We start from the raw sequence: 23,457 nt of genomic DNA, 5'->3' as shown, positions 1-23,457 counted from the left end.
GGTATGCCATGCCGATGATCCGGCTCACGGCCCCGGCCGGCGCCCTGACCGAGCAAGGCCGCCAGAGCGTCCAGGTCAGGTCTTCTTCCGTGCCGTCATCGCCCGCTGGATCAGGATGAAGGCGCAGAGCAGCACACCCGTGGCGATCTTCGTCCACCAGGAGCTGAGCGTGCCCTCGAACTGGATGATGCTCTTGATCAGGCCGAGCACGAGCACGCCGAACAGGGTGCCCAGCACATAGCCGGAGCCGCCCGTGAGCAGCGTGCCGCCGATGACGACCGCGGCGATCGCGTCGAGCTCCATACCCGTGGCGTGCAGCGGGTCACCGGACTGGATGTACAGGGTGAAGAGCAGCCCCGCGAGCGCCGAGCAGAAGCCGCTCATCGTGTACACGGCGATCTTCGTGCCGCCCTGCTGGAGACCCATCAGCATCGCCGACTGCTCGTTGCCGCCGATGGCGTACACCCGGCGTCCGAAGCGGGTGTAGTGCAGTACGTAGAACGCGGCGGCCAGTACGACCAGCGCGACGATGGCCCCGATCGACAGGAAGGCCCCGCCCAGTGACACCTGTGTCTGGGCCATGCTGCTGACCGAGGAGTCGCTGATGGAGATGGACTCCTTGCTGATGACCAGGCACAGGCCCCGGAAGAGGAAGAGGCCCGCGAGGGTCACGATGAAGGGCTGGATCTCGAAGTTGTGGATCACGTAGCCCATCAGGAAGCCGCCGAAGGCGCCCACGGCCAGCGCCATGGGTATCACCACCAGGATCGGCAGGCCCTGACGCTCCACCAGCCATGCCGTGAACATGGTGGTGAAGCCGATCACGGAACCGACGGAGAGGTCGATGCCGCCGGACAGGATGACGAAGGTGGCACCGACGGCGGCGACCAGCAGGTAGCCGTTGTCGATGAACAGGTTCATGAAGACCTGTGTCTCGCCGAACCCGTAGTTCTGGTACCGGCTCAGACCGATGACGTACATCACGAGGAAGAGTCCGGCCGTCACCAGGACGGGCAGCCGCCGGTCGCCGAGGACACGCGCGGCCCTGCTGGGCATCGCACGGGTGTCGGGCACCTTGGGCTTCTGGGTGGTCGTGCTCATCACGACACCTCCATCTTGGGAGCGGCCTCGGTCGTGGCGGCGGGCTCCGCCGGGGCCGCGGCCTGCTTGCCCCCTCCCTTGGCGCCGAAGTTCCTGGAGCCGAACACCTTGGCGCGGAACTTCGGGGACTGCATCAGGCAGACGATGATGACGACGGCGGCCTTGAAGACCAGGTTGGTCTGGGTCGGCACACCGATGGTGTAGATCGTGGTGGTCAGGGTCTGGATGACGAGCGCGCCGACCACCGTGCCGCCGATGGAGAACCGGCCGCCCAACAGCGACGTACCGCCGATCACCACGGCGAGGATCGCGTCCAGCTCGATCCACAGACCGGCGTTGTTGCCGTCCGCGGCCGAGGTGTTGGAGCTGATCATCAGGCCCGCGATGCCCGCACACACCGCGCAGAACACATAGACCATGATCTTGATGCGCATCGACCTGATGCCCACCAGGCGGCTCGCCTCGGCGTTGCCGCCGACCGACTCGACGAGCAGGCCGAGCGCCGTGCGGCGGGTCAGCGCCACGGTGACGGCCACGACCGCGGCCACCACGAAGATGGAGAAGGGCAGCGTCAGCCAGTAGCCGCCGCCGATCAGCTTGTACGGCTCGCTGTTGACGGTGATGATCTGGCCGTCGGTGATCAGCTGGGCGACGCCGCGCCCGGCGACCATGATGATCAGCGTGGCGATGATCGGCTGGATGCCCATCCTGGCGACCAGGAAGCCGTTCCAGAGGCCGCAGACGACCGCGGCCACCAGCCCCAGCGCCATCGCGAGGAGCACCCCGGAGAGGGCGCCCTGGTCGGCCTGGTCACTGATGTACGAACAGGTCAGTGCGCCGGTGATCGCGACGACCGCGCCGACCGAGAGGTCGATGCCGCCGGTGGCGATGACCAGGGTCATGCCGACGGCCACCAGGATCAGCGGCGAGCCGAACAGCACGATCGAGACGAGGCTGCCGTAGAGGTGGCCGTCCGTCATCTTGATCGAGAAGAAGTCGGGGGTGAAGGGAACGTTGACGAGCAGCAGGATGACCAGCACGGCGACCGGCCAGAACAGGTGATGCTGCGTCAGCGCTCGCCATCGGGCAGTGGTGGTCACTGGTGCTCTCCGCTCGCGATGGTCTCCAGGATCCGGGTGGGGGTGATCTCGGGCCCGTTGGCGAGCTGCGCCACGAGCTTGCGGTCACGCAGCACTCCGATGGTGTGACTGAGCCGGAGCACCTCCTCCAGCTCGGCCGCGATGTACAGCACGGCCATGCCCTCCTCGGAGAGCGAGACCACGAGTTTCTGGATCTCCGCCTTCGCGCCGACGTCGATGCCGCGCGTCGGCTCGTCCAGGATCAGCAGCTTCGGCTGGGTGATGAGCCAGCGGGCGAGCAGCACCTTCTGCTGGTTGCCGCCGCTGAGCTGGCCGACCCGGGCCTCCGGGTTGGCGGGGCGGATGTCCAGCGCCTTGATGTACTTGGCGACCAGTTCGTCGCGCTGGGCGGCCGGGATGGGCCGGGTCCAGCCGCGCGAGGCCTGCAGGGCGAGGATGATGTTCTCCCGCACCGTCAGGTCCGGTACCAGGCCCTCGGCCTTGCGGTTCTCCGAGCAGAACGCGACACCCGCGCCGATCGCGTCGTTCGGGGCGCTCATCGAGACCGGCTTGCCGCCGATGGTGACCTTGCCGCTGTCCGGCTGGTCGGCGCCGAAGAGCAGCCGGGCGAGTTCGGTGCGGCCCGAGCCGAGCAGTCCGGCCAGTCCGAGGACCTCGCCCTTCTTGATCTCCAGGTCGAAGGGGGCGATGGCACCGGTCCTGCCGAGGCCGTCGGCCTGGACCAGCGGCTCGCCGACGTCGGCACGCAGCTGGTGGTCGTGGAGCTCCTCCAGCTGGTCCAGGGCCTTGCCGATCATCAGCTGGACAAGGCCGACCTGGTCGAGGTCGCTGACCATGTGCTCGCCGACGAGGGTGCCGTTGCGCAGGACGGTCATGCGGTCGCAGATCTCGTAGATCTGGTCGAGGAAGTGCGAGACGAACAGGATCGCCACGCCTTCGTCCCTCAACTGCCGCATCAGGCGGAACAGTTCGAGGACCTCGTCGCGGTCGAGGCTGGACGTCGGTTCGTCGAGGACCAGCACCTTGGTGCCGGCGCCCGCGCCGTCGCTGTCGCCGGTGCCCACCGACCGTACGATCGCGACCAGTTGCTGCACGGCCAGCGGGTACGAGGACAGGGGCGCGGTGACGTCGATGTCGAGGCCGAGCCGGTCGACCAGCTCCGCCGCTTCCTTGCGCATGCGCGACCACTGGATGCGGCCGAAGCGGGTGGGTTCACGTCCGATGAAGATGTTCTCCGCCACCGACAGGTTGGGGCAGAGGTTCACCTCCTGGTAGACCGTGCTGATACCGGCCTGCTGCGCCTGCAGCGGGCTGTCGATCTGCACGGACGTCCCGTCGAGGGTGATCGTGCCGTCGTCCAGCGAGTAGACGCCGGTCAGCACTTTGATGAGAGTGGACTTCCCGGCCCCGTTCTCGCCCATCAGGGCGTGGATCTCGCCGGGGAAGAGCCGGAAGTCGACACCCGACAGAGCCCGTACCCCCGGAAACTCTTTGACTATGCCCGTCATCTCCAGGACGGGCAGCGGCTCTGCCATGGCAGCGCTCCTCATGGATTTCGTTCAGGCCCGCGGGGAGCCCCCTGGACCGCCCTCCGGACGGAGGGGTCGGTCGGGCGGAGGCTCCCTGCCGGTGGGTGCGGTCGGTCAGTACTTGCGGGTGGGGAGTGCGGCCTTGGCCTGGTCCTGCATGAAGTCGCTCTCCTTGGTCTTGATCCAGCGCTCGACCGTCTCGCCGTCCTTGACCTTCTGCACGACCTCCATCAGCTGGGTGCCGAGCAGCGGGTTGCACTCGACGATCGCGTTGATCTTGCCCTCGGACATGGCGACGAAGCCGTCCTTCACGCCGTCGACCGTGACGATCAGGATGTCCTTGCCGGGCTTCTTGCCGGCCGCCTCGATGGCCTGGATGGCGCCGATGCCCATGTCGTCGTTGTGCGCGTAGAGCACGTTGATGTCCGGGTTGGACTGCAGGAAGGCCGCCATGACCTGCTTGCCGCCGGCGCGGGTGAAGTCACCGGTCTGGCTGACGACGATCTTCCAGTCGTCCTTGTGGTCGGCGTCCATGATCTCCTTGAAGCCCTTGGCACGCTCGATCGCGGGGGCGGCACCGGTGGTGCCCTCCAGCTGTGCGATCTTCACGGCGCCCTTGTGGCCGGCCTTCTCGAGGACCTTCTCCAGGATCTTGGCCGCGCGCCGGCCCTCGTCCGTGAAGTCCGAGCCGACGAGCGTGACGAACAGGGACTCGTCGGAGGTCTCGACCGAGCGGTCGGTGAGGACCACCGGGATCTTCTTGGCCTTGGCCTCCTTCAGCACCGCGTCCCAGCCGGTGACGACCACCGGCGAGAAGGCTATGACGTCCACGCCCTGGGTGATGTAGCTGCGGATCGCGGAGATCTGGTTCTCCTGCTTCTGCTGCGCGTCGGAGAACTTGAGGGTGTAACCCGCCTCCTTGGCCGCCGACTTGACCGAGTCGGTGTTGGCGCTGCGCCAGCCGCTCTCCGAGCCGACCTGGGAGAAGCCGAGGGTGAGCTTCTTGCCGCCACCGCTACCGGTGCTGGAGTCCGAGGAGCTGTCGTCCTCCTTGGCACAGGCCGCCAGGCCGCCCGCCGCCGCCACGCCGACCGCCGCAGTGAGGAAGTTGCGTCTGTTGAGCATGTTTCTTCTCCTTTGAAGAGCCGGCCCGGGAGGGCCTGCTGGTACTCGCTTGCTCGATGGGACAGCCTGCACTGCGTCCAGCCTGTCGATCATCGTTCGAAATATCGGTCATGCCGGTCCGGTGACGGATTCGGCGGGTGTCGCGTCAGAGAGCCCGCGATCAGGGTGGGTGCGGGGAACTGCTGGCGCGGACGACGAACTGGGGCTCGATGACGATCCGGGAGGCCCCGGAAGGGGCCCGGCCCTCGATCAGGTCCAGGAGCAGGGCGATGCTCCGCTTGCCCACCGCCGAGAAGTCCTGTCGGACGGTGGTGAGCGGCGGGGCGAAGAACCCCGACTCCGGGATGTCGTCGAACCCGACGACCGCGACGTCCCGGGGAGTTCGCACACCCGCTTCGCGAAGTGCCCGCAACACCCCCAGTGCCATCTGGTCGTTGGCCACGAAGACCGCGGTCAGCCCCCGGCCCACCCAGCCGGCCAGTTCCTGGCCCGCCTGGTAGCCCGACAGCGGACTCCAGTCCCCGCTCAGCATCGGCGGCGGCGCTATGCCCGCCGCCTCCAGGGTCGCCCGCCACCCGATGACCCGGTCCGCCGCCTCCTGCCAGTCCTCGGGTCCGGCGAGGTGCCAGACCGTACGGTGGCCGGCGGCCAGCAGATGGCCGGTGGCCAGCCGGGCGCCCAGTTGCTGGTCCACGTTGACGCTGGGGATTCCCAGGCCGTGCCCGCTGCCCACGGTCACCACCGGGAAGGGGTGACGGAGTTCGGCGAGAGCGGCGACCGCCGACTGGCGCGGAGCGATGGCGACGACGCCCTCCACTCCGCCGTCCCTGAGGTGGTCAAGCGCCTCGGAGAACGTTTCGACGGTCATCTCGCGCAGACTCACGGTCGAGACGAGGTAACCCTCGGCCCGCGCCGCCTCTTCCAACGCGAACAACGTGCTGGCCGGACCGTACAGCGTCGTGTTGGAGGCGACCACCCCCAGGGTCCGGGTGCGGCGAGTGGCCAGGGCCCGTGCGGAGGAGTTGGGGCGGTAGCCCATTTCCTCGATCGCGTGCAGCACCTTGGCCCGTGTCTCGTCCCGCACGTTGGGGTGATCCCCCAGTACGCGGGAAACAGTCTGGTGGGACACGCCCGCCAGTCGCGCGACATCGGCCATGGTGGGCGGCCGAAGCTGTGATTGTGCCATGGCCGCACCTCCTTGGCGGTCGTATACCGGAAAGACTTGTGACGTGGGTGGACGTGTCCGCGAGGCAGGGTCCGACCTGCCTCCGCGGCGGCCGGCCCACCCGGCGGCCGGGTAACTCTCCGAGTGTGTCCCCGTCCCCCGACCGGCCGGGGGATCGGCCCGTACGACCGACCCAGAGCCTCACGACATCGGCCACGGAGGCAGGCTGCGGCGCTGCGAACAGCACGGTCGTACCTCCTCGGATGTCGGTTCATGTGATGCGGAGGTCATTGTGAGCGCTAACAATTCATGCGGGTCAAGGGGTCCCGCAGAAGGAAGGCGTCACGTTTGAGTAACGCGCCGGAAGCATGGGGGTGGAGAGGTGGCTCGCCGGAGCGACCTCTGGTGGCGACTCCCGCTCTCCGTGACGCGGGTCCCGGCACAGGTATTGACGTGCATGAGACACGGCCCTATTTTCAGCAACGAAACTTCGAACCACGAACGGTATTTCGGACGTTGTTGATGCTCGGTTCCGGCCGGAGGACACGGCCCGCCCTCCGGCGGTACTCGAACGACACGGGCCATGGGCCCGCAGAGAGGACGACGAAGCGGTGATCGGCGCACACCCGCTCGTCGTCGAGCGGCGACGGACAGACAGTCCGGACAGCAGAGCAACTCACGGGACGGCGCCGAGCGTTGAGGCAGAGGCAGACCGCCCGACGGAGCCCAACCCACCGGGCGGTCCACAGACACCCTCCGTCACCGGCTGCGGCAGGCAGGCTCCGCCGCCGCACGGCCGGGAGAGCCGGCCGCCGATCCCCGAAAGGCACTGCGCCCCGAGTGGCACCGGGCACGCAGTCGGGCGTCACTGAGCTCCGCCTCGGCCGGTCGACAGCTCCAGCTCAGGTGATGCATCAACTACCGACTACACTGATACGCATGACTGAGACAACGCGCTGGCTCACCGAGACGGAGCAACACGCCTGGCGCAGCTTCGTGCGGCTGCAGGACAAGCTCGTCGGCCGACTGGGCCGCGAGGTGCAGGCCGAGTCGGGCCTGTCCGTCCCCGACTACGGAGTACTCGTCCACCTCACCGAAGTCCCCGAGGGGCGGCTGCGCATCCTGGAGCTGGCCAGGGCGATGGAGTGGGAGAAGAGCCGGATGTCCCATCACATCGGACGGATGGCCAAGCGCGGCCTGGTCGTCCGGGAGGAGTGCATCGACGACGGACGCGGCGCGTTCGTCGTCGTCACCCCCGCCGGCCGTGAGGCCATCGCGACGGCGGCGCCCCACCACGTCGAAGCGGTCCGCCGGCTGTTCATCGACCCGCTCAGCCCGGCAGAGCTGGCCGTGTTCGCCCAGATCTCGAACCGCATCCTCGAACAGCTGGAGAAGGACCGCCCCTGAGCAGCCGGGCAACGGCTGCCGACGACAATGGCGCCGACTTTCCGTCGGCGCCATTGTCGGACATTGATCTCGTACGCGGCCCAGGTGCCCCTCAGCCGTCGACGGCGAGTTCACCGGCGAAGGCGGCGGCCATGCGCAGCCACGGCTCGGCCTCGTCGGCGCGCCCCTGCCGTTGCAGGGTGCGGCCGAGCATGAGGTGGGCGTAGTGCTCGACGGGGTCCCGGTCGATCACCTTGCGGAGCTGCTCCTCCGCACGCCCCAGCTGGGCCGAGTGGTAGTAGGCGCGGGCCAGCAGCAGCCGCGGGGCGGTCTGCTCGGGGACTTCTTCCACGACGGCGCTCAGCAGCTTGGCGGCCGAGATGTAGTCCTTGGCCTCGAAGAGCAGCCCGGCACGCTCCCAGCGCTCGCCGGTGGTCTCCTCGTGGGGCGCGCCGACGCCGTCGTCGAAGAGATGCAGGGCGGTGGCCCAGCGGTCGGCGGCGGGGGTACCGTCCGGCTGGAAGTCGTTGAAGTTGTCGATCACGAGAATCCCTCTCCCGGCGTCACCTGCGGCATCCGTTCACGGAGATCACGGAGCCCTTTGGCGGTTGAACGTTCAACCGCATGAGGGCATTCCCCGGGTTCCCAGGGTTCCCCGGGCTCCCGTGCTGGGTCCGGGAGACGCGGCTTCACCCGAGCGCATTGTCGATCGACGCCTTTGGAGTTATCGTTTGGGTTCAAATAACTAGTCGGCGGAGGCACGCATGCTGGACGACAGCCACGAGGACTGGGTGCGCCGCGCCGAGGCACTGGGACCGCGCCTGCCGGACCGTCACCACATCGACGGCGCCGACGAGCCGGGCTCGGGCGGCACCTTCGACGTCGTCTCGCCCCGGGACGGGCGGGTGCTGGCGCGCATCGCCGACGCCGGGGCGAAGGAGGTGGACCTCGCGGTCGCCGCGGCGCGCCGTGCCTTCGACTCCGGACCGTGGCCCGCGCTCGCGCCGGCCGACCGCGGCCGGGTGCTGCTGCGTCTCGCCGAGCTGCTGGAGGAGCACCGGACCGAACTGGCGCTCACCGTGAGTCTGGAGATGGGCAAGCCCGTCACCGATGCGTACGACATCGAGCTGCGCGCCGCGATCACCACCTTCCGCTGGTACGGGCAGCTCGCGGACAAGCTCACCGACGAGGCACCGCATGTCGCCCCCGGCGCCCTGGCCCTCGTCACCCGGGAGCCGTCCGGCGTGGTGGGCGCGGTCGTGCCGTGGAACTTCCCGCTGACGCTGGCCTCCTGGAAGGTGGCTCCGGCGCTGGCGGCCGGGTGCACGGTGGTGCTCAAGCCGTCCGAGTCCTCTCCCCTGTCGGCCCTGCTGCTCGGGCGGCTGGCGACCGAGGCCGGTCTGCCGCCGGGCGTGCTCAATGTCGTCACCGGCGACGGGCCCACCGCCGGGCGGGCACTCGGGCTGCACCCCGACGTGGATGTGCTGGCGTTCACCGGATCCACCGCCGTGGGACGGCAGTACCTGCACTACGCGGCGGACTCCAACCTCAAGCGGGTGTGGCTGGAACTGGGCGGCAAATCGCCCAACATCATCCTTCCCGACGCTCCCGACCTGGAGCGCGCCGCCGCCACCGCCGCCTGGGGCATCTTCTTCAACCAGGGCGAGATGTGCACCGCGCCCTCCCGGCTGCTGGTGCACTCCTCGGTCGCCGAGCGCGTCACCGACGCCGTGGTCCAGCGCGCTCGCGCCCTGCGGATCGGCGACCCTCTCGATCCCGCCACCGAGATGGGGGCTCTCGTCGGCGAGGCCCATCTGGACCGGGTCCTCGGCCACATCGCCACCGGGACCGCGGAAGGCGCCCGGCTCCGTACCGGCGGCGAGCGGGCGCTGCCCGGCCGCCCCGGCAGCTTCCTCGCGCCGACCGTGTTCGACCGGGTCGCTCCGGGCTCCCGCCTGGCCCGTGAGGAGATCTTCGGTCCGGTGCTGTCCGTGCTCACCTTCGACGACGTCGACGAGGCGGTCGCCCTCGCCAACGACACCGAGTACGGGCTCGCGGCCGGGCTGTGGACCTCCGACCTGTCGACCGCGCACCGCGTCTCCCGCGCGCTCAAGGCCGGGACGGTGTGGGTCAACTGCTACGAGGAAGGTGACCTCACCGTGCCCTTCGGCGGTATGAAGCAGTCCGGCAACGGCCGCGACAAGTCGGCGCACGCCGTGGACAAGTACACGGACCTCAAGACGACCTGGATCCAGCTGTGACCCGGCCGCTGATCGCGATACCCGCCCGCTTCTCGGCCACCACGTCCGCGCTGCGGTACGCCGCCGAGGTCAACGCCCGCGCCCTGGTCGAGGCCGTCTACCGGGCGGGCGGCGAGCCCGCCACCATCCACCCCGACCCCGACCCGGCGTGCGTTTCCGCCCGGCTCTCCCGCTTCGACGGCGTCCTGCTCCCCGGCGGCGGTGACCTCGACCCGCGCCTGTACGGAGCGTCCGACGCGCATGAAGCCGTCTACGACGTGGACGTCACGCAGGACGCCTTCGATCTGGCCGTCGCCCGCCACGCGCTCGGCGCCGGGCTCCCGCTGCTGGCGGTCTGCCGGGGGCTGCAGGCCGTCAACGTCGCCCTCGGCGGCACTCTGGAGCAGCACATGGGCAGTGCGGGACCCGGCACCGAGCACCGGCACCTGGTGCACCCGGTGGCCCTGCTCCCCGGTTCCGTCGTCGCGCGGGCCTGCGGGGCCGAGAAGGTCGACGCGTCCTGCTACCACCACCAGCGCGTCGACCGGCTCGGCAGCGGTCTCGCCGTCACCGCCCGCGCGGTCGACGGGACGGTGGAAGCGATGGAACTGACCTCGGCGGTGGGCTGGTTCGCGGCCGTGCAGTGGCATCCCGAGGACACGGCCGGTGACGACCCCGCCGCCCAGGGGCTGTTCGACGCGCTGGTCGCGGCAGCGGGTTCGTAGGCCTGTCCTCAAAGGGGGCGCAGAAGACAGCGTCCGGCCCAACACCCCTCTGGCGACAGGCCCTTGGAGAGCGCCTGGCTCGGACGACCGTCGCTACTCCGCCTTCGGGCGGCGGCCGCTGCGCCGGGGGGCGGGCTCGGCGCCGCCGAGAAGGTTGAGGCGACGCTCCTCGCCATGGGTCTCGACCTGGACGACGATCTTGCGCAGGGCGCCGGCGACGGAACGGCACTCGGCGTCGGTGAGCTGCTCCGTGACGAAGGCCTCCTCCGCGTTGAACGCGGGGAAGAGCTGCTCCATGAGCTGCTCGCCCTCATCCGTGAGGCTCAGCAGAACACGTCGGCCGTCCGACGGGTGCGCCTCGCGCTTGACGAGACCACGGGACTCCAGTGTGCGGGCGACGCCGGTCAGGGTGCCCTTGGAGATACCGGCTTCCTCCGCGACGTACCGCGTCTCCATCTCGCCCCAGATCCAGACGACCCACAGGACGACGAAACCGGTCCAGGTCAGCTCGGAGTCACGTAGCACCGAGTTCTCGAAGTGCTGGCGGACGGCGGCCGCGGCGCGGTAGATGTTCGCGACCGCGGCCATCTGCTCGTGGCGGATCGGAGTGTGACCGAGCTTGGCCTGCACCAGCTTCTCGGTCTCGGTGACGGATCGCCGACCGACCACGGGCATCCCCCTTCAGAACATGTTCCAGAGCGTCGTTCGAACCCAAAGAACAAAGTCTACGGGGTGGTGGGGGCGTCAGCGTGGCGGGGAGTCAGCGCCGTGGCGGCCGGATGCCGCGGAACTCCCAGTCGCCGCCGAGGGCCGTGGAGAGCACCTCCTCCGAAGCGGTGGGCTGGGCTCCGACGTCCTCGCGGATGCCGAGGGGGCCGCTGACGATGTGGTTGGTGAGCCGGCCAAGACCCTCGACCTCGACCTCGACCACGTCGCCGGGCTGCACCGGCCGCGAGTTCGCCGGAGTGCCGGAGAGCAGCGCGTCACCCGGGTGGAGGGTGATGGTGCGGGCGATGTCGGCGACCAGGTAGTGCATGTCCCACTCCATCTCGTCCGTGGAACCGTCCTGCACCACCTGGCCGTTGACGTAGGTACGCAGCGACTTGCCCCGGAAGTCCCAGTCGGTGACCAGGCCCGGGCCGAGCGGGCACAGGGTGTCGGAGCCCTTGACACGGAGCATGGAGCCGGCGTCGGTGTCGCGGAAGTCGTGCAGGCCGTAGTCGTTGGCGACGGTGTAGCCCGCGATGTACTCACCGGCCTCGGCGGGAGCGATGTTGCGCGCGGTCTTCCCGATGACGATCGCGACCTCGCCCTCGTAGTTGAGGTACTTCAGCCCGTGCGGGCGGACGACAGCGCCTTTGTGGGAGTTGAGCGCGGAGGTCGGTTTGTGGAAGTAGGTCGGGGTCGGGGTGAGCCGGATCCGGAACTCGTCCACGCGGCTGCGGTGGTTCAGGTGCACCGCGATGATCTTCGACGGGACGACGGGCGGCAGGTGCTGGGCATCGTCGGCTTTCACACGGCGGCCGTCCCCGGCGACGAGTTCGTCACCGTCGCGGACGACCTGGACGGTGGCGCCGTCCAGCAGGATGCGTCGGTACTCGGGCATGGCTCGACTCCTCAGGAAGCGTCGGTGGCGGCGGTGGCGGTACGGGGAGCGGTCCAGCCCCCGTCGGGGCGGTCGAACCAGAGGTGCGCCTGGCCGGTGCCGACGGAGTTCTCGTATTCGCCGTACTGGCGTCCCGGGGCGGTGCAGGCCCGCTCGCCGAGGGCGCCGGCCATCATCAGGTAGTGGAAGAACTTCGCCTCGGGCCTGTACTTCCAGAAGTCGTCCATCGTGTCGAGGACCTTGTCGTGGCGGCCTTCCTTGAACCAGGCGATGCGCTCTTCGTCCGCCGCACGGGCCTCGGGGGTGAAGATGTGGCTCGGGTCGCTGGCCTCGTGGTCGCGGATCTCGCGCAGCGGCCAGAAGGTGTGCGACAGCGCGCCCGAGGCGATCACCAGCACCCTGCGGCCGGGGGTGGCGGCGATGCCGTCGGCCAGTGCGCGGCCGAGGCGCAGATGGTCCTCCATGTCGCCGGTCTGGCAGACGCCGATGGTGAGCCAGCGCTTGTCGGGCAGGCCCTCGCCGAGGAACCGCCACAGGTTGATGGTGGCGTAGTAGACCGGCAGGTAGTCGTCCTCGATCGGGGTGATCCAGGTGCCGTGCTTCTCGGCGAAGCCCGCGATGTTGTGGGCCAGTTCCTGGTCGCCGGGGTAGTCGTACGGCACCCGGCACATGCCGCGCGGCAGTTCCTCGGAGGTGAACAGTCCGGCGCGGCGCTGCTGGGCGGCGACGACGAACTCCACCGTGGTGGCCCAGTGGGAGTCGAGGACGACGACGGTGTCGTACTCGTTGGCGGCATCGTTCTCGAAGACGTCCTCGCGGAGCTGCCGGAGGCCCGTGACCAGGGTGATCTCCTTGCCGCCGTTGAGCTCCAGGCGTTCGGCCTCGGGCAGCACGATGGTGGGGACGTGTGCGAGCAGGCCCGCTCCGACGATCTCACCCATGGTTGTTCCAGCCCTTCGGCGCGGTGACGGTGTTCTTCAGGTCGCAGTAGAAGTCGAAGCTCCAGGTGCCGCCCTCCCGGCCGACGCCGGAGAGCCGGGAGCCGCCGAAGGGCGCCTGAAGGTCCCGTACGAAGAAGCAGTTGACCCACACCGTGCCCGCGACGAGCCGGGCGGTGACCCGTTCGGCGCGCTCGGGGTCGCCGGTGGCGAGGGTGGCGGCGAGGCCGAAGCGGGTGTCGTTGGCGAGGGCGACCGCCTCGTCCTCGGTGTCGAAGGTCTGGAGGGTCAGAACGGGGCCGAAGACCTCCTCCTGGACGATCTCGGAGTCCTGGGCGACATCGGTGAGCAGGGTGGGCCGGTAGTAGAGCCCGCCGAGTTCGGAGTTGGGTCCGCCGCCGATGACGGCGCGGGCGCCCGCTGCCAAAGCGCGTTGGACGAATCCGTCGACCTTCTCCAGCTGCCGCGGGTGGATGGTGGGGCCGAGGTCGGTGGCCTCCTCGCGGGGGTCGCCCTGGGTCAGCGCGGCCGCTTTGACCTTGAACCGCTCCGTGAACTCCTCGGCGATGGAGGACTCGACCAGGATGCGGGTCGCCGCCAGGCAGACCTGGCCCGCGTTGTCGTACTGCTCGACGGCCAGGTCCACGGCGAGGTCGAGGTCGGCGTCGGCGAACACCAGCAGCGGCGACTTGCCGCCCAACTCCAGGCTGAGCGGGGTGAGATGGGCCGCCGCGGCCGCCGCGATGCGTTTGGCGGTCGGTACGGAGCCGGTGAAGCTGATCCGGCGCACGTCCGGGTGGGCGACGAGGGTGCTGCCGGCTTCGGTGCCGTAGCCCTGGACGACGTTCAGGACACCGGCCGGCAGCCCGGCGGCATCGGCGATGTCCGCGAGCAGCGAGGCGGTGAGCGGGGACCACTCGGCGGGCTTGAGGATGACGGTGTCGCCGGCGGCGAGGGCCGGGGCGACCTTCCAGGTGGCCAGCATCAAGGGGGCGTTCCACGGGGTGATCAGGACGCAGGGTCCTGCCGGGTCCCAGGAGACGTGGTTGGTGTGGCCGCGCGTGTCGAAGTCCTCGTGGTCGAGCGTGAGCAGCCAGTCCGCGAAGAAGCGGAAGTTGTGGGCGACGCGGGGCATCACGCCCCGGCGGTGCGAGCGCAGCAGGGCGCCGTTGTCGAGGGTCTCGACGTTCGCGAGGTCTTCGAGCCGCTTCTCGACTCCGTCGGCGATGGCGTGGAGGATGCGGGCGCGCTCGGCACGCGGGGTGGCCGCCCAGGCCGGGAACGCCGCTTTGGCGGCGGCCACCGCGGCCTCGGCCTCGGCGGCGCCGCCGCGGGAGATCTCGCCGAGAGCGACGCCGTCGAGGGGCGAGTGATCGGTGAACGTCCCGGCGGAGGCGACGCGTTCGCCGCCGATCCAGTGCCGGGTGTCGACGGCGACCCCGGCGACCGTGGTCTTCTCGGACATGTCCTGTGCTCCAGGTGACGGGTGCGGGTGCGGGTGCGGGTGACGAAGGATGGTGAGTGGTTTCGCGCGTCGGGGGCGCCTGCGGCGAGCCGCCTGCCGGCCCGCCCTTCCCGGAAACGGGCCGACCCGGGCCCCAGGGCCGTACACCTCGGGAAACGGCTGCCCCCTCGGGCCGTACGCCTTGCGCCGTACGCCTTGGAACGGCTGCCCGCCATGTGCTGTGGTGGCGCGGGGTTCCGCCGGTGGCGCTACTCGGCCACCGAGGTGCCGGATTCCAGCAGGCGGCCGCCGTCCCAGACGACGCCCACCTGCCGGTAGTACGCCGCGATCGGTTCGTGGATCTCCAGCCGGGCCAGCTCCTCCGTCGGGGCTTCGAACAGCTCCAGGTCGGCGTCGCCGGTCCAGGCCTGCCCGGCCTCGAAGGAGGCGGCGCCGGTCTCGATCAGCTCGTCCAGGGCGAGGCCCTTGCCGTTCTCGATGGAGGGCAGCCAGCGGTGGTGGGCCATGGGGTGGCTGTTGACGAATCCGTTGGTCCGCGCCGGTTCGCGCAGGGTCACCACGGCCTGTGCCAGCCGCCGGTCGGCGGCGGCGAGCGTCGCGCCGAAACGGGCGCCGGCCTCGATGCGCGGGGCGGGGCCGTAGGGATGCGGACGCGTCAGATGGATCGAGCCGAGCTTCTTGGGATAGCCCTGGTGGAGTCCGCGGGCGATGGCGAAGTCCTTGTCGACCCAGATGTGGACGCAGCGCGAGTACGTACGGCCCTGGTAGGAGCAGCGCACCACGGCGAAGGCCTCCTTGTACTGGGCGCGCACCGGATCGAGGAGTTCCTCGGCGGAGGAGGAGCAGGACTGCCAGTCGGCCCAGATGAGGGCGACCGCGCCGGGGTCGTCGTCGGCGAGTTCCAGCGGGGCGGGAAGGAGTTCGCGGACCCGGGCGGGGTCGGTGCGGTACTCGATGGTGAGCAGGTCGCCGGAGTAGTGCCACGGCGGCGCGGGAATGAGGGACGACCGGCCGGTGGCGGTCTTGGGGTGGAAGTAGCCGCGGACAGTGGCCATGACGTTCCTTACGCGGTGAGGGCGGGCTGCCGCAGCAGCTCCGCGCGGTAGCGGGCGGCGGCACGGGTGACGGCGGCCTGGCTCCCGAGGGCGACCACGCCGATGAGTCGGCCGCCCGCGTGGTAGCCGACGACGACATCGCCGTCCGGGTCACCGTCCAGGACCCGTACGTCCCCGGTCCCGAGGGAGGCGGCGCCGAAGGCCTGCAGGCGGAAGTCGTGCTGGTCGCTCCAGAAGGCGGGGAGCGGGGCGAAGGGGGCCGGGTCGTCGCCCTCACCGGTGATCCCCGCGAGGAGGCTGCGGGCCGCGTGCTTGGCGCTGTCGCCGGGGATCGACCAGTGCTCGACGCGGCGGGGCACCCCGTCGTAGCGGGCGTTGGGGAAGCGGGCGACATCTCCGACGGCGACGACGTACGGCAGGCTGCGCTCCGGCCGCTCGCGTTCGGGCGCCCTGGTCCCCTGTCGCTCGCTCGTCACGACCCGTAGCAGCTCGTCGGTCAGTACGCCGTCGGTGACATCCAGGCCGTTGCCGTCCAGCCATTCGGTGTTGGCGACGGAGCCGACCGACTCCACGACGACGTCGGCCGCGAGGACCCTGCCGTCGCCGAGGACCACGCCGGTGACCCTCCCTCGGCCACCACCGGGAGATTTCCCTTCGTAGCCCGCGAAGGCGGAGACTCCCGTACCCAGCGCGAACCGCACACCGCGCTCCTCATGGCGCCGCAGCAGGGCGCGGGCCAGCAGCTCACCCAGCGGCCGGAGCATGGGCAGCGGCTCGGGGTCGACCACGGTGACCTCTGCCGCACCGAGACCGATCGCGGTGGCGGCCACCTCGCAGCCGATGAAACCGGCGCCGATGACCACTACGCGGGCCCCCGGCCGGGTCAGCTCGGGGCGCAGGGCCTCCGCGTCGGCGAGGGTGCGTACCGTGTGGCGGCCGCTGCCCGGTCCTGTGGGGCCCGCGCAGCGCAGCCGGCGGGGGCGCATCCCGGTGGCGACGACCAGGCCGTCGAAGGGCAGCTCGGTGCCGTCGTCGAGCCGGACCACCCGGTCGGCGAGACGGGCGGCGGTCACCGCCGTGCCGAGCCGCCACCGCACGTCCGCGGCGGAGGCGCGGGGGCGGAAGGACAGGGAGGCGAGGGTGGCTTTGCCGGCCAGTGCTTCTTTGGACAGTGGCGGGCGGTTGTACGGCATGTGGGGCTCGTCCCCGACGGCGACGATCTCCCCCGTCCAGCCGACCGCGCGCAGCTGCTCGGCGGCGCGCAGGCCGCCCAGCGAGGCCCCGGCGATGACGACGCGCCCGCTCACCGGACCACTCACCGGATCAGCCCTCGATCCGGATGGCCTGCAGCGGGCACACGTCGGCGGCGTCCTCGACGTCCTCGCGAAGGGCCTCGTCCGGTTCGCCGACGTGCACGAGGTGCCCGGCGTCGTCCAGTCGGAAGACATCGGGGGCCGCGAAGACGCACTGGCCGTGGTCCTGGCACTTGTCGGTGTCGACGACGATCCGCATGACCGCTCCTTCAAATCGTTTGGCTCCAAATAAACTACGAAGAGCCGTCGCCCGGGTCAACCCCTCCGCGGAGAGGAATCACGGAGAGGAAACTGAGAGGAGGAAGCAGAGGAGCGCACAAGTTTTCCGGCGCACATGGTTGCGGCGAGCCGGGCCCGTCCATATCGTTTGGCTTCAAACAACTGGCAGGGCCATCACCTCCGCCGCCCGTTCCGCCCCTGAGGAGACACCGGTGAGCGATCCGTCCACCGCCCAGCAGGTCCGGCAGCACGTCGAAAGGCTCGCCGCCCAGGGCATCGACATCGTGCGCGTCACCTATCCCGACCTGATCGGGGTGGACCGCAGCCGCGACGTCCTGCTCAGCCACCTCCCCGCGGCCTGCGACCACGGCCTCGCCTTCTGCCGGGCGATCTATGTGACATCCCCGCGCGGCGATGTCATCGATGCCCCGGGGGGCCTTGAGGAGGGACTGCCGGACATCTCGGTACGGCCCGACCTCGACACCCTGGTGGCGCTGCCCTGGGAGCCGGGCGTGGCCTGGTGCCTCGGTGATCCGATCGACCCGGCGACCGGCGCCCCGGCCGCCGAGTCCCCCCGCGACCTGGTGCGCCGGCTCACCGGCGCTCTCGCCACCAGCGGCCTGGAGGCCGTCGTCGGCCCGGAGCTGGAGTACTTCCTGCTCGACCCGGCCCCCGGCAGCCCGACCGGCTGGGCCCCCTACAGCGGCCTGACCGGCAACGTCTACAGCAGCGGCCGGCGCGGCGACCCGGAGAGCCATCTGCTGCGCACCCTGCGGCAGTTGGACCGCCTCGACATCGGCGTCACCTCCGGCAACCAGGAGTTCGACGGCGGCCAGTTCGAGATCAACCTCAGCCACTCCGCCGCCATGGACGCCGCCGACCGCGCCTTCCGTTTCAAGTCCGCCGTCCGCGAGCTGGCCCGCACCGAAGGACGGCTCGCCACCTTCATGGCCAAGCCCTTCAACGACAGCGGCGGCTCCGGCTTCCACCTGCACGTGTCCTGCGAGGACGGCGACGGCCGCAACGTCTTCGACGACCCGGCCGGGCAGTACGGGCTCTCCGCCATCGCCCGGCACGCCATCGGCGGCCTGCTCGCGCACGCCCCGGCGCTCACCGCGCTGCTGAACCCCACCATCAACTCGTACAAGCGCTTCGGCCGCGACACCCTCGCCCCCTGGCTCGTCGACTGGGGCCTGGACAAGCGCAGCGCCATGCTCCGCATCCCCCCGGAGCGCGGCAGCGGGGCCCGGCTGGAAATGCGGCTCGGGGACGCCAGCGCCAACCCCTATCTCGCCGTCGCCGGTCTGGTCGCGGCCCTGCACCTCGGCATCCGCGACGCCGCCGAGCCGCCCGCCCCCATCGAGGGCTACGGCTACGACGAGACCCGGGCCGGCCGACTCCCACAGTCCCTGGATGCCGCGCTGGACGCCCTTGAGGCCGACACCGAGCTGACCGACCTGCTCGGCAAGCCCTTCACGGACACCTTCCTCGCCTACAAGCGCAACGAACTGACGCGCTTTCAGAACTACGTCACCGACTGGGAGTTCGGCGAGTACGCCCAGCACATCTGACCGAGGACACCGCGGACCCCGTACGGAGCCGAACATGACCAGCACCGACACCAGCACGACCGCAGACTTCAGCACCCCACTGCCCCTGGCGGAGGTCGACCTCGCCGACAACGACAAGTTCGTCGACGGCGTCACGCCCTGGCGGATGTTCCACACCCTCCGCCACGAGGACCCCGTCCATTGGCAGCCCGAGCCGGCGCCCAACCGCGGCTTCTGGGCGCTGACCAGGCACGAGGACATCGTCCGCGTCGACCGCGACGCGGAGACCTTCACCTCCACCAAGTTCGTCAACCTCGAAGAGGTCGACGACGACCAGATCAAGAAGCGTGCCTCCATCCTCGAACTGGACGGGGTACGCCACCAGGCGATGCGCCGGCTGCTGCAGCGCCAGTTCGGCGCGGGCGTCATCGGCCAGTACGCCGACTTCCTGCGCGGGCTGACCGCCAGGACACTGGACGCCGCCCTCGCCAAGGGCAGCTTCGACTTCGTCAAGGAGGTCTCCGCGGACTTCCCGATCAACGTCCTGGCCCGGCTCCTCGACGTCCCCGAGGACGACACCCAGCAGCTCATCGACTGGGGCAACCGCATCATCGGCAACACCGACCCCGACTACGCCGACGTGCTGCTGGACAGCGCGGACAGTGAGCAGTACCGCCATCTGCCGTTCCGGTCCCCCGCGTCGCTCGAAGTCTTCGCGTACGGACGGGAGTTGGCCCGTCAGCGGCGCGGCGGCAACGGCACCGACCTGGTCTCCAAGCTCGTCAACGAGACCCCCCGGGACGGTGTGCCACTGTCGGCGGACGACTTCGACAACTACTTCCTGCTGCTGGTCGTGGCCGGCAACGAGACGACCCGGCACGCCATCTCGCACTCCATGCTGGCCCTGATCCAGCACCCCGACCAGCTCGACAGGCTCCGCCGGGACCCCTCCCTGATGCCCGGTGCCGTCGAGGAGTTCCTGCGCTGGGCCTCGCCCGTCTACCACTTCCGCCGTACCGCCACGCGTGATGTGGAGCTCGGCGGCAAGCGGATCAAGGAGGGCGACAAGGTGGTGATGTGGTACGCCTCCGGCAACCGGGACGAGGCGGTCTTCGAGCGGCCCTACGACTTCGACGTCACCCGGCAGAGCAACGACCACATCACCTTCGGCAAGGGCAGCCCGCATCTGTGCCTGGGCAATCTGCTGGCGCGCACCGAGATGCGGATCATGTTCGAGGAGCTGATCCCGCGGATCGCGGACATCCGGCTCACCGGCGAAGTCCCCCGGGTGCGCTCCAACTTCGTCAACGGCATCAAGAAGCTGCCGGTCGAGGTCACACTCACGGACTGAGCGGGCCTCGTGGAGCGAGCCCGAAGTCGAGCGGGACGGTGCCGGGGTCGACAGCGGTCGTGCCGCCGTCGACCGTGAGCACCGTCCCGTTGACGTAACTGGACCGCGGGCCCAGCAGCCACAGCACGGCGTCGGCGATCTCGCCGGGCTCGGCCGCCCTGCGCTGCGGTACGAGGGCGGTCGCCTGCGCGTACGCCTCCTCGACGTCCAGCCCGTGCGGCTCGCCGAACTCGCGCATCTCCTCGTCCGCCATCTCGGTGCGGGTCCAGCCCGGGCACACGGTGTTCGCGCGGACCCCGAGCGGGCCGTACTCCGCCGCGATGGTCGAGGTCAGTACCTCCGCCCCGGCCTTCGACGCCGCGTAGGCCGCCGAACCCGCCGCCGCCCGGTGGCCTGCTATCGACCCCACGGTCACCAGGGCGCCGCGCGCCTCGATCAAGTGCGGCAGCGCGGCACGGGCCAGCAGGAACACCGAGGTGAGGTTGGTGCGCAGGGCGGATTCCCACTCCTGGTCGCCGATGTCCAGCACCTTCCCGGCCGTGATCACCCCGGCGCTCGCCACCACTCCGTCCAACCGTCCGTGCTCCTGGACCACGGCCGCGACCAGCGCCTCGACCTCGTCGCGGACCGTCACGTCGGCGGGGTGAGCCGTCGCCCCCGTGGCGGCCGCCACCTTCTCCAGCGCCTCGCGCCGCCGCCCGCTCACAACCACCCGCGCCCCGGCGGCGGCCGCCTGGGCCGCCACAGCCGCGCCGATGCCGCTCCCGGCGCCGACGACCAGTACCACCTTGCCGTCAAGTCCCATGTCTTCCCGCTCTCTTGGCTCGCGCAGCGCTGTTGGCTTGCGCGCCGCGGCGCCGGGCGAGCCTGAGACAGGCCTGCCCGGCGCACAGCGCGTCCGTTTCGGGCTCCGGGCTCCGGGATCCGGGCTCCGGGATCAGACGCCGGAAGCCACCGCCTTGGCCGGGACCGGCTCCGCGGTGCGGGCCGGCCGCACCACGAAGCCCGCGACCAGCGCGAGCACGACCCAGCCGATCGCCGCGTACGCCGCCCACTTGGTGGGCGCCGGTACCTGGTAGACGGCGCCGAACAGCGCACCGCCGGTGATCACGACGCCTACAGCAGAGCTGATCCACACCAGGGCAGGGCTGCGATGCCCCCGCAGACCGCGCGGTGCGCCCGCGCACATCGCGAAGTAGATGACGGCGAGGCAGAAGATGCCGAAGGCCGACAGCCAGACGTACCAGGCGAAGTAGTCCGGCAGGCCGGGCACCTCGACGGCGTGCGGGAAGACCGCGCTCAGCAGCACGCAGGTCAGGAAGACCGCACCGACGATCACCGTGCCGACCACCGGGGTGCCGCGGGTGGCGCTGAGCCGGGCGATCGGTCGCGGAAGCCAGCCGTCCTTGGCCATGGTCCGCAGGCCGCGCGTGCTGGAGACCCCGATGCCGATGTAGACCGCGAACATGTCGAGCAGGATGACCAGTTCGACCAGCCGGGCCACCCCGGTCGAGCCGTACGCGCCCGGCGAGGCGAGGGCGGTGATCGGCGCACCGGCGTTCTCGGCGACCTCGGCGACGTTGAAGTGGAACCCGGCGATCTGCGCGTACGAGCCGAGCAGGAAGAAGGCGGCCGAGGCGATCAGCGAGATGAGGACGGCCCGCGGGATGGCGCGCTTCGGCTCGGCGGTCTCCTCGGCGAGGTTGGCGGCGGCCTCGAACCCGGTGAAGAGCAGCACGCCGTAGATGACGGAGAAGGCGATGCCACCCCAGCCCTGGGCCGCGCTGGAGGGCTGGAAGGCGCTGACGCTGTTGTCGCCGCCGACCTTGACGATGATGTAGACGAAGAAGACCGTGAGCACGCCGATGGAGACAAGTGCCAGGACCAACTGGGCCTTCACGGAGATCTGCACGCCGATGTGCACGATGGCGAGCAGCACCGCGAGCAGTATCAGGTTCCAGCCCCAGACGGGCACCGCGTCGAAGCCGAACTCGGCGGCGAGGGTGTCGTGCAGGGTGCCGCCGATCAGGACGGCGATGGCGGCGCCGAGGATGAGTACGCCCAGGTAGTAGACGTATCCGGCGGCGGCGCCGACGCGCGGGCCGATGCCTTCGGTGACGTAGTTGTAGAGCGAGCCGGCCGCGTGGATCCGGCGGGCGTACGCGGAAACGATCCAGCCGATGCCGAGCATGCCGATGGTGCCGAGCAGCACGGCCAGCGGCGCGGCACCGCCGGCGCCCTTGCCGGTGGCGGTGGTGATGCCGACGAGCTGGGGCAGCAGGATCGACACCGAGAAGACCGGGCCCATGAAGCCGACGGACTGGGCGATCACGTCCACCAGTTTGAGTTTGGGTGGGGAGGTGCTGTTGTACGGCGACATGGATCGCTCCGTCCAGGGGGAGGCGCCCGATCGAGGATTCGCCTGGGTGACTCGTTTGGGCCCGTACGTTATCCCCGGGCCGGGCGGTGCGCAATGCCCTCGACGAATCCACATCAGGGGGTTGTCGGCACCCATACAGGGGCTTACGTTTGACCCCAAATCATTTCCTGGGAGACGACCGACCGACAGGGGCCCTCCTCATGACCGCCACTCCCCGCATGCTCCTCGTGCTCAGCGAGAACTGGACGCTCACCGGCGGCCGCGCCGACCTTCCCGCCACCGTCCGCTGGGCGCGCGAGGCCGAGGACGCCGGATTCGACTCCGTCATGGTCAGCGAGCACATCGTGCTGGGCCCCGACGCCGTCGCGGGCGGCATCATGGGCAACCCCCGCGACTGGGCGCTGCCGGGCAACCAGGACCCGTACACCCCCTGGCCCAACTCCCTGATGATGCTCAGCGCCATCGCCTCCGTCACCGAACGCCTCCGGCTCGCCGCCGCCGCGGTCCTCGCCCCGCTGCGCCACCCGCTGCTGCTGGCCCGCGAGTTGGGCACCCTCGACCTGCTCTCCGAGGGGCGCCTCATCGTGCAGCCGACCGTCAGCTGGAGCCGGGACGAGTACGACGCGCTGGGTGTCCCGTTCGGCAAGCGCGGCAAGCTCCTCGACGAGCACCTCGCGATCTGGGCCAAGCTGTGGAACCCGGACTCCGGCCCGGTCTCCCACGACGGCGACCACTACCCGTTCCGGGACGTGTACTTCGAGCCCAAGGCCCACCGCCCCGACGGACCCCGCCTGTGGCTCGGCGGCCAGCACCTCCACGGCCCCCTGCTCCGCCGCCTGGTCCAGCACGCCCATGGCTTCCACCCGCTGGGCCGCCCCTCCCCCGAAGAGCTTCAGACCCTCAAGGCCGCCATGACCGCCGCCGGTCGCGACATCGCCGACCTGGAGATGATCGGCGGCACCCGGCCGGTCTTCCCCGACGACCGCTCCCCCGCCGACCTCGGCCAGGCCCTCGCCGCCATCCCCGAGCAGCTCGAACAGGGCTTCAGCCTCTTCTGCGTCAAGCCCAACCAGTTCATCGACGACCCGGCCGGCGTCGGGGCCTTCTGCCGTGACCCAGCTCTCCGAGTACCCGAACGACCACCAGGCGGTGCAGTGGTGGTACCACGACCACGCGATGAACATCACGCGGTGGAACGTGCTGGCGGGG

21 protein-coding genes are annotated in these 23,457 nt (G+C 70.3%); 6 read left to right on the top strand and 15 right to left on the bottom strand.

Annotation, left to right across the window (positions count from 1 at the left end; translation table 11 throughout):
* Positions 1–75: 75 nt before the first annotated feature.
* The 5 genes from yjfF to AB0I18_RS46020 form a co-directional block, all read right to left on the bottom strand.
* A complete protein-coding gene (yjfF, locus tag AB0I18_RS46040; RefSeq protein ID WP_363111795.1) occupies positions 76–1,101 on the bottom strand; it encodes a galactofuranose ABC transporter, permease protein YjfF in 1,026 nt (341 codons plus the stop codon).
* Complete coding sequence (locus AB0I18_RS46035) at positions 1,101–2,201, bottom strand: ABC transporter permease (protein WP_363111794.1); 1,101 nt, start codon at positions 2,199–2,201, stop codon at positions 1,101–1,103. The genes yjfF and AB0I18_RS46035 overlap by 1 nt, the downstream gene beginning before the upstream one ends.
* Positions 2,198–3,736: a sugar ABC transporter ATP-binding protein gene (locus tag AB0I18_RS46030; RefSeq protein WP_363111793.1), complete on the bottom strand. Its 1,539-nt coding sequence runs from the start codon at positions 3,734–3,736 to the stop codon at positions 2,198–2,200. Before AB0I18_RS46030 ends, AB0I18_RS46035 begins: the two co-directional genes overlap by 4 nt.
* Before the next feature lie 108 nt (positions 3,737–3,844).
* On the bottom strand, positions 3,845–4,855 hold the full coding sequence (locus tag AB0I18_RS46025) for an ABC transporter substrate-binding protein (RefSeq protein WP_363111792.1): 1,011 nt from the start codon (positions 4,853–4,855) through the stop codon (positions 3,845–3,847).
* A gap of 160 nt (positions 4,856–5,015) precedes the next feature.
* Positions 5,016–6,041 carry a LacI family DNA-binding transcriptional regulator gene (locus AB0I18_RS46020; RefSeq protein ID WP_363111791.1) on the bottom strand — a complete coding sequence of 342 codons (1,026 nt, stop codon included), beginning with the start codon at positions 6,039–6,041 and terminating at the stop codon, positions 5,016–5,018.
* A 918-nt stretch (positions 6,042–6,959) separates the two neighbouring features.
* Between AB0I18_RS46020 and AB0I18_RS46015 the strand changes: the two genes are divergently transcribed.
* Entirely contained in the window at positions 6,960–7,427 is a 468-nt protein-coding gene (locus AB0I18_RS46015) for a MarR family transcriptional regulator (RefSeq protein ID WP_363111790.1), read from the top strand.
* Positions 7,428–7,518: 91 nt separating this feature from the next.
* On the opposite strand, the gene AB0I18_RS46010 is transcribed toward AB0I18_RS46015, so the two are convergent.
* On the bottom strand, positions 7,519–7,950 hold the full coding sequence (locus tag AB0I18_RS46010; protein ID WP_363111789.1) for a tetratricopeptide repeat protein: 432 nt from the start codon (positions 7,948–7,950) through the stop codon (positions 7,519–7,521).
* Between the two features lie 220 nt (positions 7,951–8,170).
* Here AB0I18_RS46010 and AB0I18_RS46005 point away from each other — a divergent pair, with 220 nt between their 5' ends.
* Both AB0I18_RS46005 and AB0I18_RS46000 read left to right on the top strand, forming a co-directional pair.
* Positions 8,171–9,667: an aldehyde dehydrogenase gene (locus AB0I18_RS46005; RefSeq protein ID WP_363111788.1), complete on the top strand. Its 1,497-nt coding sequence runs from the start codon at positions 8,171–8,173 to the stop codon at positions 9,665–9,667.
* A complete protein-coding gene (locus AB0I18_RS46000; protein ID WP_363111787.1) occupies positions 9,664–10,371 on the top strand; it encodes a gamma-glutamyl-gamma-aminobutyrate hydrolase family protein in 708 nt (235 codons plus the stop codon). The genes AB0I18_RS46005 and AB0I18_RS46000 overlap by 4 nt, the downstream gene beginning before the upstream one ends.
* Before the next feature lie 93 nt (positions 10,372–10,464).
* Here the strand turns inward: AB0I18_RS46000 and AB0I18_RS45995 are convergent, their stop codons facing one another.
* From AB0I18_RS45995 to AB0I18_RS45965, 7 genes are all read right to left on the bottom strand, one after another.
* Positions 10,465–11,046: a MarR family transcriptional regulator gene (locus AB0I18_RS45995; protein ID WP_363111786.1), complete on the bottom strand. Its 582-nt coding sequence runs from the start codon at positions 11,044–11,046 to the stop codon at positions 10,465–10,467.
* Positions 11,047–11,131: 85 nt separating this feature from the next.
* Positions 11,132–11,977 carry a fumarylacetoacetate hydrolase family protein gene (locus AB0I18_RS45990; protein ID WP_363111785.1) on the bottom strand — a complete coding sequence of 282 codons (846 nt, stop codon included), beginning with the start codon at positions 11,975–11,977 and terminating at the stop codon, positions 11,132–11,134.
* 11 nt (positions 11,978–11,988) lie between these two features.
* The gene (locus tag AB0I18_RS45985) at positions 11,989–12,918 is read right to left on the bottom strand and encodes a 3,4-dihydroxyphenylacetate 2,3-dioxygenase (protein ID WP_363111784.1); all 930 of its coding nucleotides are present in this window, start codon (positions 12,916–12,918) and stop codon (positions 11,989–11,991) included.
* On the bottom strand, positions 12,911–14,380 hold the full coding sequence (locus AB0I18_RS45980; protein WP_363111783.1) for an aldehyde dehydrogenase: 1,470 nt from the start codon (positions 14,378–14,380) through the stop codon (positions 12,911–12,913). The genes AB0I18_RS45985 and AB0I18_RS45980 overlap by 8 nt, the downstream gene beginning before the upstream one ends.
* 248 nt (positions 14,381–14,628) lie before the next feature.
* Positions 14,629–15,435, bottom strand: coding sequence for an acetoacetate decarboxylase family protein (locus AB0I18_RS45975; protein WP_363111782.1), 807 nt, complete (start codon positions 15,433–15,435; stop codon positions 14,629–14,631).
* Between the two features lie 8 nt (positions 15,436–15,443).
* Positions 15,444–16,742, bottom strand: a complete 1,299-nt coding sequence (locus tag AB0I18_RS45970; protein ID WP_363111781.1) for an FAD-dependent oxidoreductase — start codon at positions 16,740–16,742, stop codon at positions 15,444–15,446.
* Positions 16,743–16,758: 16 nt separating this feature from the next.
* Positions 16,759–16,947: a ferredoxin gene (locus AB0I18_RS45965; protein ID WP_363111780.1), complete on the bottom strand. Its 189-nt coding sequence runs from the start codon at positions 16,945–16,947 to the stop codon at positions 16,759–16,761.
* Positions 16,948–17,179: 232 nt separating this feature from the next.
* Here AB0I18_RS45965 and AB0I18_RS45960 point away from each other — a divergent pair, with 232 nt between their 5' ends.
* Both AB0I18_RS45960 and AB0I18_RS45955 read left to right on the top strand, forming a co-directional pair.
* Entirely contained in the window at positions 17,180–18,538 is a 1,359-nt protein-coding gene (locus AB0I18_RS45960; protein WP_363111779.1) for a glutamine synthetase family protein, read from the top strand.
* 34 nt (positions 18,539–18,572) lie between these two features.
* The gene (locus AB0I18_RS45955; RefSeq protein ID WP_363111778.1) at positions 18,573–19,868 is read left to right on the top strand and encodes a cytochrome P450; all 1,296 of its coding nucleotides are present in this window, start codon (positions 18,573–18,575) and stop codon (positions 19,866–19,868) included.
* Here AB0I18_RS45955 and AB0I18_RS45950 read toward each other — a convergent pair.
* Both AB0I18_RS45950 and AB0I18_RS45945 read right to left on the bottom strand, forming a co-directional pair.
* The gene (locus AB0I18_RS45950; RefSeq protein WP_363111777.1) at positions 19,858–20,673 is read right to left on the bottom strand and encodes an SDR family oxidoreductase; all 816 of its coding nucleotides are present in this window, start codon (positions 20,671–20,673) and stop codon (positions 19,858–19,860) included. The genes AB0I18_RS45955 and AB0I18_RS45950 overlap by 11 nt on opposite strands.
* A gap of 132 nt (positions 20,674–20,805) precedes the next feature.
* Complete coding sequence (locus AB0I18_RS45945) at positions 20,806–22,248, bottom strand: APC family permease (protein ID WP_363111776.1); 1,443 nt, start codon at positions 22,246–22,248, stop codon at positions 20,806–20,808.
* A gap of 200 nt (positions 22,249–22,448) precedes the next feature.
* Here AB0I18_RS45945 and AB0I18_RS45940 point away from each other — a divergent pair.
* On the top strand, positions 22,449–23,457 hold a 1,009-nt coding region (locus AB0I18_RS45940; RefSeq protein ID WP_363111775.1), incomplete at its 3' end, for an LLM class flavin-dependent oxidoreductase.

The sequence above is a fragment of the Streptomyces sp. NPDC050704 genome, assembly GCF_040654355.1.
Classification (GTDB): Bacteria; Actinomycetota; Actinomycetes; order Streptomycetales; family Streptomycetaceae; genus Streptomyces.
This window is presented reverse-complemented; position numbering and strand designations above follow the sequence as displayed.